General features: G+C 64.4%; 14 protein-coding genes. 7 read left to right on the top strand and 7 right to left on the bottom strand.

Going from position 1 to position 13968, the window contains the following annotated elements; genetic code table 11:
- Positions 1–98 precede the first annotated feature (98 nt).
- Together X735_RS0134115 and X735_RS153555 are read left to right on the top strand one after the other, a co-directional pair.
- On the top strand, positions 99–875 hold the full coding sequence (locus X735_RS0134115) for an ABC transporter substrate-binding protein (RefSeq protein ID WP_031213093.1): 777 nt from the start codon (positions 99–101) through the stop codon (positions 873–875).
- A 52-nt stretch (positions 876–927) separates the two neighbouring features.
- Positions 928–2058, top strand: a complete 1131-nt coding sequence (locus X735_RS153555) for an aminomethyltransferase family protein (protein WP_031213091.1) — start codon at positions 928–930, stop codon at positions 2056–2058.
- Positions 2059–2146: 88 nt separating this feature from the next.
- On the opposite strand, the gene hpaR is transcribed toward X735_RS153555, so the two are convergent.
- On the bottom strand, positions 2147–2542 hold the full coding sequence (gene hpaR / locus X735_RS153560) for a homoprotocatechuate degradation operon regulator HpaR (protein WP_127276380.1): 396 nt from the start codon (positions 2540–2542) through the stop codon (positions 2147–2149).
- A gap of 214 nt (positions 2543–2756) precedes the next feature.
- Between hpaR and X735_RS153565 the strand changes: the two genes are divergently transcribed.
- Genes X735_RS153565 through hpaH form a run of 5 tightly spaced genes read left to right on the top strand, consistent with a single transcriptional unit; the run spans position 2757 to position 7366 of the window.
- On the top strand, positions 2757–3143 hold the full coding sequence (locus X735_RS153565; RefSeq protein WP_023810846.1) for a 5-carboxymethyl-2-hydroxymuconate Delta-isomerase: 387 nt from the start codon (positions 2757–2759) through the stop codon (positions 3141–3143).
- Positions 3144–3154: 11 nt separating this feature from the next.
- Positions 3155–4672, top strand: coding sequence for a 5-carboxymethyl-2-hydroxymuconate semialdehyde dehydrogenase (gene hpaE, locus X735_RS153570; RefSeq protein WP_023810845.1), 1518 nt, complete (start codon positions 3155–3157; stop codon positions 4670–4672).
- Between the two features lie 14 nt (positions 4673–4686).
- Positions 4687–5667, top strand: a complete 981-nt coding sequence (gene hpaD / locus X735_RS153575) for a 3,4-dihydroxyphenylacetate 2,3-dioxygenase (protein WP_023810844.1) — start codon at positions 4687–4689, stop codon at positions 5665–5667.
- A 20-nt stretch (positions 5668–5687) separates the two neighbouring features.
- A complete protein-coding gene (locus X735_RS153580) occupies positions 5688–6563 on the top strand; it encodes a fumarylacetoacetate hydrolase family protein (RefSeq protein WP_023810843.1) in 876 nt (291 codons plus the stop codon).
- Positions 6560–7366 (top strand): 2-oxo-hept-4-ene-1,7-dioate hydratase, encoded by an 807-nt coding sequence (hpaH, locus tag X735_RS153585; RefSeq protein ID WP_023810842.1) that lies wholly within the window; start codon positions 6560–6562, stop codon positions 7364–7366. Before X735_RS153580 ends, hpaH begins: the two co-directional genes overlap by 4 nt.
- A gap of 30 nt (positions 7367–7396) precedes the next feature.
- Here the strand turns inward: hpaH and X735_RS153590 are convergent, their stop codons facing one another.
- From X735_RS153590 to X735_RS153615, 6 genes are all read right to left on the bottom strand, one after another.
- On the bottom strand, positions 7397–8419 hold the full coding sequence (locus X735_RS153590) for a phosphotransferase (protein WP_023810841.1): 1023 nt from the start codon (positions 8417–8419) through the stop codon (positions 7397–7399).
- Positions 8416–9708, bottom strand: coding sequence for an aminotransferase class III-fold pyridoxal phosphate-dependent enzyme (locus tag X735_RS153595; protein WP_023810840.1), 1293 nt, complete (start codon positions 9706–9708; stop codon positions 8416–8418). The genes X735_RS153590 and X735_RS153595 overlap by 4 nt, the downstream gene beginning before the upstream one ends.
- A 35-nt stretch (positions 9709–9743) precedes the next feature.
- A complete protein-coding gene (locus X735_RS153600) occupies positions 9744–11072 on the bottom strand; it encodes an aminotransferase class III-fold pyridoxal phosphate-dependent enzyme (protein ID WP_023810839.1) in 1329 nt (442 codons plus the stop codon).
- Positions 11073–11091: 19 nt separating this feature from the next.
- Entirely contained in the window at positions 11092–11760 is a 669-nt protein-coding gene (locus tag X735_RS153605; protein WP_023810838.1) for an HAD-IA family hydrolase, read from the bottom strand.
- Positions 11757–13037 carry a Tm-1-like ATP-binding domain-containing protein gene (locus X735_RS153610; protein ID WP_023810837.1) on the bottom strand — a complete coding sequence of 427 codons (1281 nt, stop codon included), beginning with the start codon at positions 13035–13037 and terminating at the stop codon, positions 11757–11759. The genes X735_RS153605 and X735_RS153610 overlap by 4 nt, the downstream gene beginning before the upstream one ends.
- Positions 13037–13807: an IclR family transcriptional regulator gene (locus X735_RS153615; protein ID WP_023810836.1), complete on the bottom strand. Its 771-nt coding sequence runs from the start codon at positions 13805–13807 to the stop codon at positions 13037–13039. The genes X735_RS153610 and X735_RS153615 overlap by 1 nt, the downstream gene beginning before the upstream one ends.
- Positions 13808–13968 lie beyond the last annotated feature (161 nt).

Raw genomic sequence — 13968 nt, 5'->3', positions numbered from 1 at the left:
CGCCCGCCGCGCCGCGATCGCCGCAGCGCATGTCGTTTCCGTCTCCGTCACACGCCTGGAAGACCGTAGACTTCCCGCTTTCAACGGGGAACTCGAACATGCGTCTTTCCGGTCGTTTCGTGCTTGCCGCTTCCGTCGCTCTCACCCTTGCCACGGGCGCCGCCTCCGCCCAGGACAAAAAACTCAGGATCGGTACCGAGGGCGCCTATCCGCCCTTCAATTACGCCAGTGCCGACGGCACGCTGGGTGGCTTCGACATCGACTTGGGGAAGGCGCTGTGCGCCGAGATGAAGGCCGAGTGTGAGTTCAGCGTGCAGGATTTCGATGGTTCCATACCGGCGCTGCAGGCCGGCAAGTTCGACGCCATCATCAACATCACCATCACGCCCGAGCGGGCCGAGAAGGTCGAGTTCACCCACAAATACTACCAGACACCGCCGGCCATCGCCGTACCGAAGGACTCAACCGTCGCGGGCACCTCGCCGGACGACCTGAAAGGCAAGGCGCTCGGCGTGCAGACCGCGACCATCCACCAGAAATTCGCCGAGCAGAAATATTCAGGCTCCACCGTCAAGGCCTATCCGACCGGCGACGACGCCCGCACCGACATGGCCAATGGCCGCCTCGACGCGATGATGGACGGCTCGATCATCTTGACCGAATGGCTGAAGAAGCCCGACGGCGCCTGCTGCAAGCTGCTCGGCACTCTGACGGCCGATCCGGCCATTCACGGCCCCGGCGTCGGCATCGCGCTGCAGAAGGGCAACAAGGAACTGGCCGACAAGCTCAATACGGCCATCGACGCGCTGCGCGCCAACGGAAAATACAAGGAAATCAACGACAAATATTTCTCGTTCGACGTCTACGGCGGCTGATCCTGACGCAATCACCTTCGGCAGCGCCGCCTGGCGCTGCCGTTTTTCTTGGATGATGGAGACTTCCTTGGCTGAGCGGCGTTCCCCTTTCTACAGCAGCATCGTCGGGCTGGGCGCGACCATGGGTCGTGTCGGGGGCGATTTCATCTCGGCCAAAACTTATTCCGACATTGCCGACGAGCACCTGAACACCCGCAAAAATGTCGGCGTGCAGGATCTCAGCACGATGGGCAAGATGGACGTCAAGGGGCCGGACGCCGAGGCGCTGGTCAACCATGTCATCGTCAATGACGCCGCCGCGATGAAGCCGGGGCAGGTGCGCTATTCCACCGTCTGTCGCGACGATGGCGGCATCATGGACGACCTCACCGTGTTTCGGTTGGGCCCGGAGCACTTCATGCTGGTGACCGGCTCGGTCAACCGCCTGAAGATGCTGCCCTGGCTGCATCATCACGCCCAGGGCCGCAAGGCCTATGTCACCGACATCACGGCGGCCATCGCCTTCCCGACCATCCAGGGCCCGCGCTCGCGCGAACTGCTGAAAGCGTTGATTGCGGATGCCGATCTGGATGGACTGAAGCGCTGGTCGTTCACGTCGGGCCATATCAACGGCACGCGGGTGCTGATCTCGCGCACCGGCGTGACCGGCGAACTCGGCTTCGAATTGTTCGTGCCGGCCGACGAGGCGGCCTCGCTCTGGGACGCGCTGATGCGCACCGGCCGTGACTTTGGCCTGAAACCCTATGGCGTGCTGGCGATGTTCACGCTGGGCCTGGAAAAGGCCTACCCGGCGCACGGCATCGACATGGACGAGAGCCGCACCCCGTTCCATGTCGGCCTCGACCGCTGGATCAAGTTCGACAAGGGCGATTTCGTCGGCCGCGAGGCGCTTCTCAAGGTCCGCGACACCGGCCTCGACGAACAATGGGTCGGACTGATCCTCGACGGCGACAAGCCGGCCGCGACCGATGCCAAGGTTCTGGCCGATGGCGAGGACGCCGGCATCGTCACCTACAGCGACCACGGCTATTCCCTCGGCAAGGTGCTGGCCACCGCGCATCTGCGGCTGCCCTTCACGGCTGTCGGCACCGAATTGAACATTGATATCGGTGGTCAGCCGACGCGTGCGGTCGTGGCGCCGATACCGTTCTTCGATCCGGAAGGTGTGAGGTTGCGAGGTTAGCTGACCCCCATCGGGTGTTTCGGCCTGTCCAAGGTATGCGGTCCGTCAACCCGAGCGACCGTCGAAACTTCTGCGGTAGCCGGAACGATCAGCTTTCGCCATCGATCAGCGTCTCCAGCAAATCGAGCAACTGCTCGAGCTTTTCGTGGCCGAAGCGCTGTTCGATGTCGTCATAAATGACACGACGCTCGGGCGACAGGGCGTCGATCAAGGCGGAACCCGCGGGCGCAATGGTTAGAACGACGCGGCGGCCGTCGCCTTCGGCCTTGTTGCGGGTGATGAATTTGCGTCCCTCGAGCGCCTTGATGATGCGCGTCAGGCTGGGCGGCAAAACCGAGGCGCGGTCGGCGAGTTCCGTCGCCTCGACCGGGCCGGCTTCGCTCAGCACGCGCAGCACGCGCCATTGCTGTTCGGTCACGTCATGCGCGGCAAGCATCGGCCGAAACCGCGCCATCACCGCTTCGCGGGCATGAAGCAGCGCCATCGGCAGAGAACGACGGGTATTTTCCGGCAGCAAGAAAAGAGCCTCCCACGCTTGCGATCGAAACAGGCCTCCCTCGGCCGAATCCGCCTGCCAGGGCCCGTTCCCGCCATCCCGTATCGTTGCGCCAAGCCCGATGCAAGGCTTGACTTCGCGCATGCTGCATGTAATTAACGCGTTAACTACAACAAGGCAATAACCCAGGGAACGAAACGCCGTGCCTCACTTCTCCATCGAGTATTCGGCCAATCTCGATGCCAAGGTCGATATGGGCGAATTGTGCGCTCTGGTGTTGCGCACAGTGCTGGACACCGGGCTGTTCGAAACCGGCGCCGTGCGGGTGCGGGCGTTTCGCGCCGAGGCCTACGCGATGGCCGACAGGCTGCCGGAAAACGCCTTTCTCGACATGTCGTTTCGCATCGGCACCGGCCGCAGCGCCGACGACAAGAAGCGGACTGGCGAGGCTGTCTTCGCGGCGGTGAGCGAATACCTTGGCACGCTGTTCGAGACCCCGCATTTCGCCCTGTCGCTCGAAATCCGGGAAATCGACCCGGTGCTCAGCTGGAAGAGAAACGCAATCCACCCGCGACTGCGCGGCAAGTGACGGAACCCGACATGTCCGACCTGCAAGGCAATCTGAATAAGGCCGAGGCCTATCTGGCCCGCTTCAAGCACGATGGCGTGTTGAACCAGATCGGCGGCGAGGCGGTGCCGGCGCTCGACGGCACGACGTTCGAAACGCTGTCGCCGGTCGACCTGAAGCCGCTGGCAAGCGTCGCGCGCGGCGGGGCTGCCGACATCGACCGCGCCGCCAGGGCGGCGAAGGCGGCTTTCCCGGCCTGGGCCGCCATGCCTGGCGAGGCACGCAAGAAGCTGCTGCACAGAATCGCCGACGCGATCGAGGCGCGTGCCGAGGAGATCGCCTTCGTCGAATGCATGGATACCGGCCAGGCGCTGAAATTTATGGCCAAGGCGGCGTTGCGGGGTGCCGAGAATTTCCGCTTCTTCGCCGACCGTGCGCCCGAAGCGCGCGACGGCGAGACGCTGCGGACCACGGGCCAGGTCAACCTCACCACGCGGGTACCAATCGGCCCGGTCGGCATCATCACGCCGTGGAACACGCCGTTCATGCTGTCGACCTGGAAGATCGCACCAGCGCTGGCGGCCGGTTGCACCGTGGTTCATAAGCCGGCTGAATTTTCGCCGCTGACCGCCCGCCTGCTCGTCGAGATCGCCGAGGAGGCTGGCCTGCCGAAGGGTGTCTGGAACCTGGTCAACGGCCTGGGTGAAGATGCCGGCAAGGCGTTGACCGAGCATCCCGACATCAAGGCGATCGGCTTTGTCGGCGAAAGCCGCACCGGCTCGATGATCATGAAACAAGGCGCCGACACGTTGAAGCGCGTGCATTTCGAGCTTGGCGGCAAGAACCCGGTGATCGTCTTTGCCGACGCCGATCTCGAACGCGCCGCCGACGCCGTCGTATTCATGATCTATTCGCTGAATGGCGAACGCTGCACCTCGTCGTCGCGGCTGCTGGTTGAAGCCTCGGTCTATGAGAGCTTCACCGCCAAAGTCGCGGAGAGGGCGAAGCGCATCGTCGTCGGCCACCCGCTCGATCCGAAAACGGTGGTCGGGCCGCTGATCCATCCGGTGCATGAAAAGAAGGTGCTGTCCTATATCGAGATCGGCAGGTCGGAGGGGGCCACGCTCGCCGTCGGCGGCGGCAAGGTCGATGGGCCGGGCGGCGGCTGTTATGTCGGCCCGACCCTGTTCACCAACGTCTCCAACGGCATGCGTATCGCGCAGGAGGAGATTTTCGGGCCGGTGCTGAGCGCTATTCCCTTCAAGGACGAGGCTGAAGCGCTCGCGCTGGCCAACGACACCCAATACGGTCTGACCGGTTATCTCTGGACGTCCGACGTCACCCGCGCCTTCCGCTTCACCGATGCGTTGGATGCCGGCATGATCTGGGTCAACTCGGAGAATGTGCGCCATTTGCCGACACCGTTCGGCGGCGTCAAGAGTTCCGGCATCGGCCGCGACGGCGGGGACCATTCCTTCGACTTCTACATGGAGACGAAGAACGTAGCCTTCGCGACGACCGCGCACGCGATCCAGAAACTCGGCGGCTGACCGGAGGAAATCAGATGCCCTTGCCCAAGCCCAATCTCTATCCCGCCTTCAACATCGTGCGCCTCAGCCATGTCGAGCTGGCCGTCACCGACCTCGCCAAATCCCGTGCGTTCTATGTCGATACGCTCGGCCTCCAGGTCACCGACGAGACTTCGGACACCATCTATCTCAGGGCGCTGGAGGAGCGCGGGCACCATTGTATCGTGCTGAAGAAGGGGGCCACGGCCGAAGCCCGCGACCTCGGCTTCAAGGTCTTCTCGGACGAGGATCTCGACAAAGCGGTGCATTTCTTCAAGGGAAAAGGCCTGCCGGTGAAATGGGTCGAGCGACCCTACCAGTCGCGAACCTTCCGCACCCGCGATCCGCACGGCATTCCGCTCGAATTCTACGCTGAGATGGAGCGGCTGCCGCCGATCCACCAGAAATACGCGCTGTACAAGGGCGTGAAGCCGCTGCGCATCGACCACTTCAACTGCTTCTCGCCCAATGTCGACGAGTCCGTCGCCTTCTACAACGAGCTCGGCTTCCGGGTGACCGAGTATACCGAGGACGCCAGCAGCGGAAGACTGTGGGCGGCGTGGACGCACCGCAAGGGCGGCGTGCACGACATCGCCTTCACCAACGGCATCGGCCCGCGCCTGCACCACGTCGCCTTCTGGGTGCCGACGCCGCTCAACATCATCGACCTGCTCGATCTGATGGCAACGACGGGCTATTTGCCGAACATCGAACGCGGCCCCGGCCGGCACGGCATTTCCAATGCCTTCTTCCTCTATGTCAGAGACCCGGACAACCACCGCATCGAGATCTACTGTTCGGACTACCAGACGGTCGATCCGGACCTCGAGCCGATCAAATGGGACCTCAAGGACCCGCAGCGCCAGACGCTGTGGGGCGCGCCGGCGCCGAAAAGCTGGTTCGAGGAGGGTAGTGTATTTGCCGGAGCTGCGGTGCGCCAGCCGGATTTGGCGGCTTCGCCGATCATTGCGCCGTGACGATGGACGAGGAGACCCGGATGACTGGACATGGGCGGCTCGCCACCTTCACCGTCGGCGGCAAGGCGCGCTATGGCGCGATCACGGGCAAGGGCGTCGTCGACCTGTCGGCGCGCCACAGACAGTGGCCGACGCTGCGCGAAGTGATCGAGGCCGGCGCCTTGCGCCGGCTGGCGGAAGGGGCTGAGGCCTTCGCCGCCGATTTCCCGCTCGGCGCCATCGCCTACGAAATCCCGATCCCGTCGCCGGAAAAGATCATCTGCGTTGGCGTCAACTATTCGGACCGCAACGAGGAGTACAAGGACGGCCAGGCTGCGCCCTCCAACCCGTCGCTGTTCATCCGCTTTCCCCGTTCATTCGTCGGCCATGGCGCGCCGCTGGTGCGGCCGCCGGAATCACCCCAGCTCGACTATGAGGGCGAAATCGTCATCGTCATCGGCAAGGCAGGCCGGCGCATCGCGGAAGCCGACGCGCTCGGCCATATTGCGGCGCTGTCGCTGTGCAACGAGGGCACCATCCGCGACTGGGTGCGCCATGCCAAGTTCAACGTCACGCAAGGCAAGAATTTCGACCGCACGGGTTCGATCGGCCCCTGGCTGGTGCCGTTCACCGACGAGGCGCAGATTGCCGACATTGCGCTGACCACCCGCGTCAATGGCGAGCTGCGCCAGCAGGATCGCACCAGCCGGATGATCTTCCCGTTCCGCAAGATCATCAATTACATCTCGACCTTCACGACGCTGGTGCCGGGCGATATCATCGTCACCGGCACGCCGACGGGTGCCGGCGCCCGCTTCGATCCGCCGATCTGGCTGAAGCCCGGCGATGTGATCGAGGTGGAGGCCGATGGCATCGGCGTGCTCAGAAACGGTGTCGTCGACGGGGCAGCGCAATGACCCCGGAGCAAGTGGAAGACGCCGCGGCACGGCTGTTCGAGGCCGAGCGGTCGCGCCGCCAGATCCGTCTGCTCAGCCTCGATTTTCCCGATGCGACGATGGAGGACGCCTACCGCGTGCAAGCGGCGCTGGTGACGCGCAAGATCGATGCCGGGCTGAAGCCGAAGGGCTGGAAGATCGGGCTAACCTCCAAGGCGATGCAGTACGCTCTTGCCATCGACACGCCGGATTCGGGCGTGCTGTTCGACGACATGTTCTTCAATGACGGCGCGACGGTGCCGGCCGGCCGCTTCATCCAGCCTCGCGTCGAGGCCGAGATCGCCTTCGTCATGAAGGCGCCGCTGAAAGGCCCCGGCGTGACCATCTCCGATGTGCTCAACGCCACCGACTACATCACCCCGTCGCTGGAAATCCTCGACACGCGCATCGAACGCATCAATGCCGAGACGAAGAAGGCACGCACCTTCTTCGACACGATTTCCGACAATGCCGCCAATGCCGGCATCGTCATCGGCGGCCGGCCGCAGCGGCCTGATGAGGCCGACATGCGCTGGATCGGCGCCATCGTTTCGCGCAATGCCGAGGTCGAGGAAACCGGGCTCGGCGCCGGCGTGCTCAACCATCCGGCGATGGGCATTGCCTGGCTGGCCGACAGGCTCGCCCGCTACGGCATGTCGATCGCGGCCGGCGAGGTGGTGCTGTCAGGCTCTTTCGTGCGCCCGGTCGAGGCGCGGCCCGGCGACACAATCGTCGCCGATTTCGGCAGTTCGGGCACGGTCAGCATTCACTTCGCGAAGGGCTGACGGTTCCGCCGCCAACCCGCACGGCAGCCTCTATTCGCCACGCAGATAGGCAACCACCACATCGGCTGCGATGGCCGACATGCGCATGCCGACATCCCTGGTGATGTCGCCTTCGACGCGGCTCTGCACCCAGCCAAGAAAGGCGAAGGCGCGCAGAGCCGAAAACAGCGGCAGCGCGGCGATGTCGCGCGCCGTCAGCTCCCGCTCCTGCCGATAGCCGTCGAGCAGAGCGGCCTCGATCAGCGGATAGATCGCCTCCTCGCGGTTCTGGTACAGCGCGACGGCAAGGTCGTACATGTGCCAGCCATGGCCGCAATCGTCGAAGTCGATGATGCGGATCGCGCCGTCATGGACGAGCACATTCTCGCGCACCAGGTCGGCGTGGATGATGCCGAAATTGCGGGCGCTGCGTTCATGCTCCGACAGCGCCTCCACGGCCTTTTCCCGCGCCTGGAAAATCAGCTCGCGACGAGGGCCGTCGAGGAAGGGCGAGGTCTCGAAACGGCCCCAAATCGGGTTCGCACCGAAGAAGCCGTCGAAATCCCAGGCATGGCGGGCAAAGCCGGCGGGCGGCGTCCAGGCAGACGTGACATTGTGCATGTGGGCGATGGTTCGCCCCATCGCGGTAAAGACCTGTCTTGCCTGCTCGGGCGTAAAATCCAGCGGCACGCCTCGCGCGCCGACGGCGCGGCCTTCCAGCCAGCTCAAGCAATCGACTTGACGGGGTTGCACTGAGGCGTTGGCGCTGACAAGCACGAACAGATCGCCGGCCGGCGTGGCGACCGGCGAGGGTGTGGCGATGCCGGCCGATTGCAGAAAGCCCATCCATTGCAGTTCCGAGCGCAGGGCGGCGTCCGTGTGATAGCCAAGCCGATGAATGCGCATGGCGGCCGGCTGGCCTGTTGGCAAGATGACGCGAAACACCGCGTTCTCGCGGAATTTCAGCAGCTCCGGCTCACCCTCATCAATGCCCCAATGGGTGAGCGCGCGCCTGGCAAGCGCCGTGACATCGGCTGCCGTCTCGGGCTCGGACTGCGCGGAAACAGCGCTCACGCCTTCACTCCGCCGACTTCACCAAGCACCTCGTCAAGCAGCCCGATCAGGACGTCGGCATTGTCGCGTGAAAACGGCATTGGCGGGCGGATCTTCAGCACATTGCCGTGGATACCAGTCTTGCCCATCAGCACTCCGCGATGGCGCATGCGGTTGGCGGCCTGCTCGGCAATGTCGGGCGCCGGCTCGCGCGTCTCGCGGTCGTGAACCAGTTCGGCGCCGAAGAACAGGCCGGCGCCCCTGACCTCGCCGATGCATTCATGGCGCTCGGCCAGCGGGCGCAGCAGACCGAGCGCATAGGCGCCGACATCGCGTGCGTTGGCGACGAGATCGTCCTGCTCGATGACGTCGAGGACGGCATTGGCCACCGCGCAGGAAACCGGATTGCCGCCAAAGGTGTTGAAGTAACGGAAAGCGTTGCGGAAGGTCGCCAATGTGTCCGTGGTGGTGACCACGGCGGCGACCGGATGGCCGTTGCCCATCGGCTTGCCCATGGTGACGATGTCGGGAACGAAGCCGGCGCGCTGGTGGCCCCAGAAATGGCTGCCGGTTCGGCCGAAACCGGGCTGCACCTCGTCGGCGATGACCAGTCCTCCGGCGTCGCGCACCGCGCGCATGGCACCGTCGAAGAAGCCGCTGGGTAGCGTCGGAAAGCCTTCATTGGCGAGCAGCGGGCAGAGGATGATGCCGGACAGGCCGATGCCGTTCTCTTCCAGCGACGCGATGGCTTCGCGCACCGCGTCGCCAAAGGCTTTGCCGTTGGCCATCGCATCCGGATGGCGATAGCTGTCGGGCGCCGGCACCAGCCTGACGTTGCGGGCGCGGCCTCCGACCGGCGGCATGCGGGTGCTGAGCTGCGAAACCGCCGTGGTGTTGCCATGGTAGGTGGCGTCGGTGGCGATGATGCCCATGCGGCCGGTGGCGGCCTGCGCCATGCGCAGCGCGATGTCGTTGGCCTCACTGCCGGTGCAGGTCAGGATGGCTGTGGACAGGCTGGTGTCGAAGGTCGCGGTCAGCCGCTCGACATAATCGAGGATGGCGGTGTGCAGGTAGCGCGTGTGGGTGTTGAGCAGGCTTGCCTGCCGGCACAAGGCCTCGACCACATGCGGGTGGCAGTGGCCGACATGCGCGACATTGTTGTAGGCGTCCAGATATTTGCGGCCGTCGGCATCGTAGAGCCAGACGCCTTCGCCGCGCACCAGATGCACGGGCTCGTCATAGAACAATTGCGATTTCGCGCCGAGCAGGCGGGAACGCCGGCTAACCAGTGCTTCTTGCGATTGACTCATTGCGTCTTGAAACTCCGTTGTGGCCAGCTAACCCGTCAGGCCTTCGACAGGCCTGCATCCAGCGCTTCGCCGATCTTCGTCACATCGGCGGCGGTGATGATGAGCGGCGGCGACAGGATGATGGTGTTGCCCGACACACGCAGCATGACGCCGGCCTCATAGGCGGCCTCCGAAACCACGGCCATGGTCTTCTTGTCGGTCGGCTTTTTCGTCGTGCGGTCCGAGACCAACTCCAGCGCCGCCATCAAGCCCTTGTACCTGACATCGCCGACGATCGCATGCCTGGCCTTCAGCCCCTCCAGCGCGGCCGCGAGTTCGACAGATCGGAAGAGCACACGTCNCTCGGCAAGCGCCGCCAGACCCGCCGCGCAGCCGACCGGGTGGCCGGAATAGGTATAGCCGTGGCCGATCGCACCAAAACTGGTCTTGTCGGCCTCGAAGACATCGGCGACTTTTCCGCCGATCAAGGTCGCGCCGAGCGGGAAATAACCTGACGTGATCGCCTTGGCGATGGTCATGAAATCCGGCTTCACGCCGGATAGCCGCGAACCCGACCAGGCGCCGGTGCGACCGAANCCCGTGACCACCTCGTCGGCGATCAGCAGGATTTCGTGGCGGTCGCATATCTCGCGGACCAGCGGCATGAAGCTGTCATGCGGAACGATGACGCCGCCGGCGCCGAGAACCGGCTCCATGATGAAAGCGGCGATGGTGTCGCCGCCCTGGAAGGCGATCTCGTCCTCCAGCGCCCTGGCGCAGAGTTTTGCCAGCCGCACTGGGTCGGTCTCATCGAACGGGTTGCGGAAGGTCCAAGGCGCGGGAATGTGGAAGACGCCGGGCAGCAGCGGCTCGTAGTTGCGGCGGAAATTGGCGTTGCCGTTAACCGACGCGCCGCCGAAATGGGTGCCGTGGTAGCCCTTCTTCAGCGCCAGGAACTTGGTGCGGTCGGCCTGGCCGCGGATCTTCCAATATTGCCTGGCCAGTCGCAGTGCCGTTTCGACCGAATCCGAGCCGCCCGAGGTGAAGAAGGTCCGCACCATGCCTTCAGGCTCGAACCATTCGCAGAGTTCGTAGGCGAGTTCGATCGACGGTCCAGTCGAGGTGCCGCGAAAACCGGAATAATAGGGCAGCGCGCCAAGCTGGTCGGCGATCGCCTTCTTGATCGGGGCGCAGCTGTAGCCGAGATTGACGTTCCACAGGCCGCCGACGGCATCGAGCACGGTGTTGCCGGCGATGTCGGTGACCATCACGCCCTCGCCCTTCATGATCACCTTTGGCGGGTTGGCCCGCATCTCGGCCGGATGCGCCATTGGGTGCCAGATCGGCTTGGCGTTGGTCTCGGTGAGGAAATTGATGTCGCGCATGAAAGGGCTCCGCATAATCTCAGGCTGCTGAAACGAGGTCGAAATGGCCGAGTGCTTCGGCATAGGATTGGGCCGGGTGAGCAACGTCGAAATGAACCGTGCGCATGCCGGCGGCACAGCCGCCATCGACATTGCGCCGCTGGTCGTCGACGAAGACGCAAGCACCCGCCGGCAGGCCGAGCGCTTCGGTGACCAAGGCATAGGCGCGGGGGTCGGGTTTGAGGATGCCGGTGTAAGTGGCGTCGACGATCGTGTCGAACAGGCCGAGCAACGGCAGCCGCTGGCGGAAGTCGGCGCCGTAGAACAGGTCGAGTTCATTGGACAGGATGGCCAGTCGAAAGCCGGCCGCATGCACCGTGCGAATGGCGCTGTCAGCTTCGGGCCGCACCACCTTTTCCGGCTCCGCGCCACGCGCGCGCCGGACGAAGGTTTCCATCGCCTGCCAGTCCTCGCCGACGAGACGGCCAACCTCGCTTGTGCGGGTGCGCCAATAGTCGCGCTCGCTGATCTCGTCGGCTTGCATGGCGCGCCAGAGCGGATCGCTGTCCGGATCGAACGGCCCGCGCCATTGCAGCGTCCCCGGCGTGAGGCCGAGCGCCTGTTCGGTCAAGGCGTGGGTCTCGAACAGTGTGCGGGTGACGACGCCGCCGAAATCAAGGACAAGCGCCTGGGCGGGAACAGCACTCACGCTGCCACTCCCTTGGCCGGCTTGCCGCGCGGGACGATGCCTTCCTCGACCCAGCGGTCGAAGATCTCGAGCGCCTTGCCGACGAAGTCGTCGCTGTTGATGTGAGCGTCGATCTCGTGGAACTCGACCCCGGCGGGAATAGCCCTGCGCATTTCGTCAGTGAAGGCCGCGAGAGCCTCGGGTTCATAGAGCGGCTCGCCCTGCACGTCCCATTCCTGGATGCCTCCGGTTGGCAGGATGAAGGCGGAGCGGCCTTTCGCGGCACCGAGCTTGGCGGCGATGGTCTTGGCGACCTGGCGGCGATCGTCGGCATCGACGGTGACCGAAGCGATCAGCCTGTTGTGGGCATGAAACGGCCGCGTCGAGAATTTAGCCGGCAAATCCTGCCAGGTCGGCAGATCGACCATGTCGACCGCCCCGGGTGCGGCGATCTGCGGAATGCCGCGAGCGCCGGCATTCTCCAGCCGGTCGGCGCCGGAACTGACGACGGATCCCGCGAGATGATTGGTGATTTCCTGCAGGCTGAAGTCGAAGACCGCGCAGAAATGATCTTGGCCCGCGATCGATTCGAAGGCGCGGCCGCCCATTCCGGTGGTGTGGAAGACCGCAACGTCATAGCCGCGCCGTTCCAGGGCCGGCTTCAGCGTCTTCATGTAGCGCAGGCAGCTGCTGCCGAGCGAGGTCATGCCGATGGTCGGCCCCGGTGCCTGCGCCGACGCGCGAGACGCCAGTACGATTTTAGCCGCGCCGACGACCGCACCGCAGGCCTGCGACAGGACCAGCCTGCAGATGTTGTTGAGGCCGTACAGTCCGCCCGCCCAGAGGATCATCATCAGGTCGGGGGCGACGCGCTCGGGCGGGATGAGATGCGAATAGGCGATGGTCGAGACGACGAATTTCGGCACGCCGAGCGGCAGGCAAAGCGCCACGTCGAGCGCCAGATCGGTTCCCATGGAGCCGCCTATGGCAATGAAGGCGTCGATCTCGCCACTTTGATGGAGCTTGCGCACCAGCTGCACGGCGCCGCCGGCCATCAGCGTCATGGCGGTGTTCTCATCACCGCTCGAAACGATCTCGGCGATCGTCACATCTACAGCCCGGGCCACGGCGTGCTTGTCGTGGTCCGGGCTGTAGGGCGGGTCGCCCAGCACGCTGACATCCATCATCACGGCGCTGCCGCCCGACGCATCGATGCACTGTTTCATGAACAGCAGCTCTTCGGCCTTTGTGTCGCCGGTGCCGATGACCAGGATGCGGGGCGCTGTCTCCAAGGGCATCAGGCCTGCCTCCTCAAGATTTGCAGGTTTTCGCCGTTGAGGCGCATGGAAATCTCCCGTGCCGCCTCCCTCACGGCAAGTCCCCGTTCGGCGATCGCGGCTGCCGTCGTTCTGGCCTTTGGCGCCGCCACCGCGATGGTGCCGAGCGCAAAGCCATCCGCCCCGCGGATTGCCGCCGCGACGCTGATCACACCTTCCTCATAGCCCTGGTCGTAGATCGAATAGCCGCGCTCGCGCGCCTCGCTCATGGATCTTGAGATTGCGGCCGGCTCGATCAGCGTATGGGCCGTGAAAGCGTCGAGCGAACCCGTCAGGCATGCCTTGACGGTCTCGTCGCGGGCGAAGGCCAGATAGGCGATGCCTGACGCGGTCGAATGCAGGGGCAGCAACTGACCGATGTCGATGTTGACCCGGTTCGCCCATGCCGGATGCTCGACATGGACGGTGACCAGGCTGTCGACGCCGAATTCCGACAAATGCACGGTCTCGGCCGTCGATGCTGCCAGGTCCCGCACCAGCGGAACAGCCGTCTGCAGGAAGGGAAAGCGCGCTTCGCGGATGCGCGCCAGCCGCGACAGGCCGGCGCCGAGGCGATAGTGCCGCGTGCCGATATCCTGCTCGACAAAACCATGGCCGGCCAGCGCAACCAGCAGCCGCCGTGTCGTCGCCTTGTCGAAGCCCGAGCGGCGCGCCAGATCGGACAGGCCGAGCTCGGGCTCGTCGACGCTGAACAGCTCCAGAAGCGAGATCGCTTTTCCGACCGTACTCAAATTTGCCTCCCGGTTCCGGGCAATCATTTAACGTGTGAATTAACTTGACAGGCATCGGCATTGTTTGCAAGTCTATATTCAAAATAACAGTTCAAATAATGAACCGACCACCAGAGTGCATGGGACAGGCCATTCGGCCGGCGAGCCTGAGGGTTTGCAAA

Source organism: Mesorhizobium sp. L2C084A000, from assembly GCF_000502875.1.
Classification (GTDB): Bacteria; Pseudomonadota; Alphaproteobacteria; order Rhizobiales; family Rhizobiaceae; genus Mesorhizobium.
The sequence above is the reverse complement of the archived record's forward strand: the minus strand, read 5'-3'. Positions and strand labels throughout refer to the sequence as shown.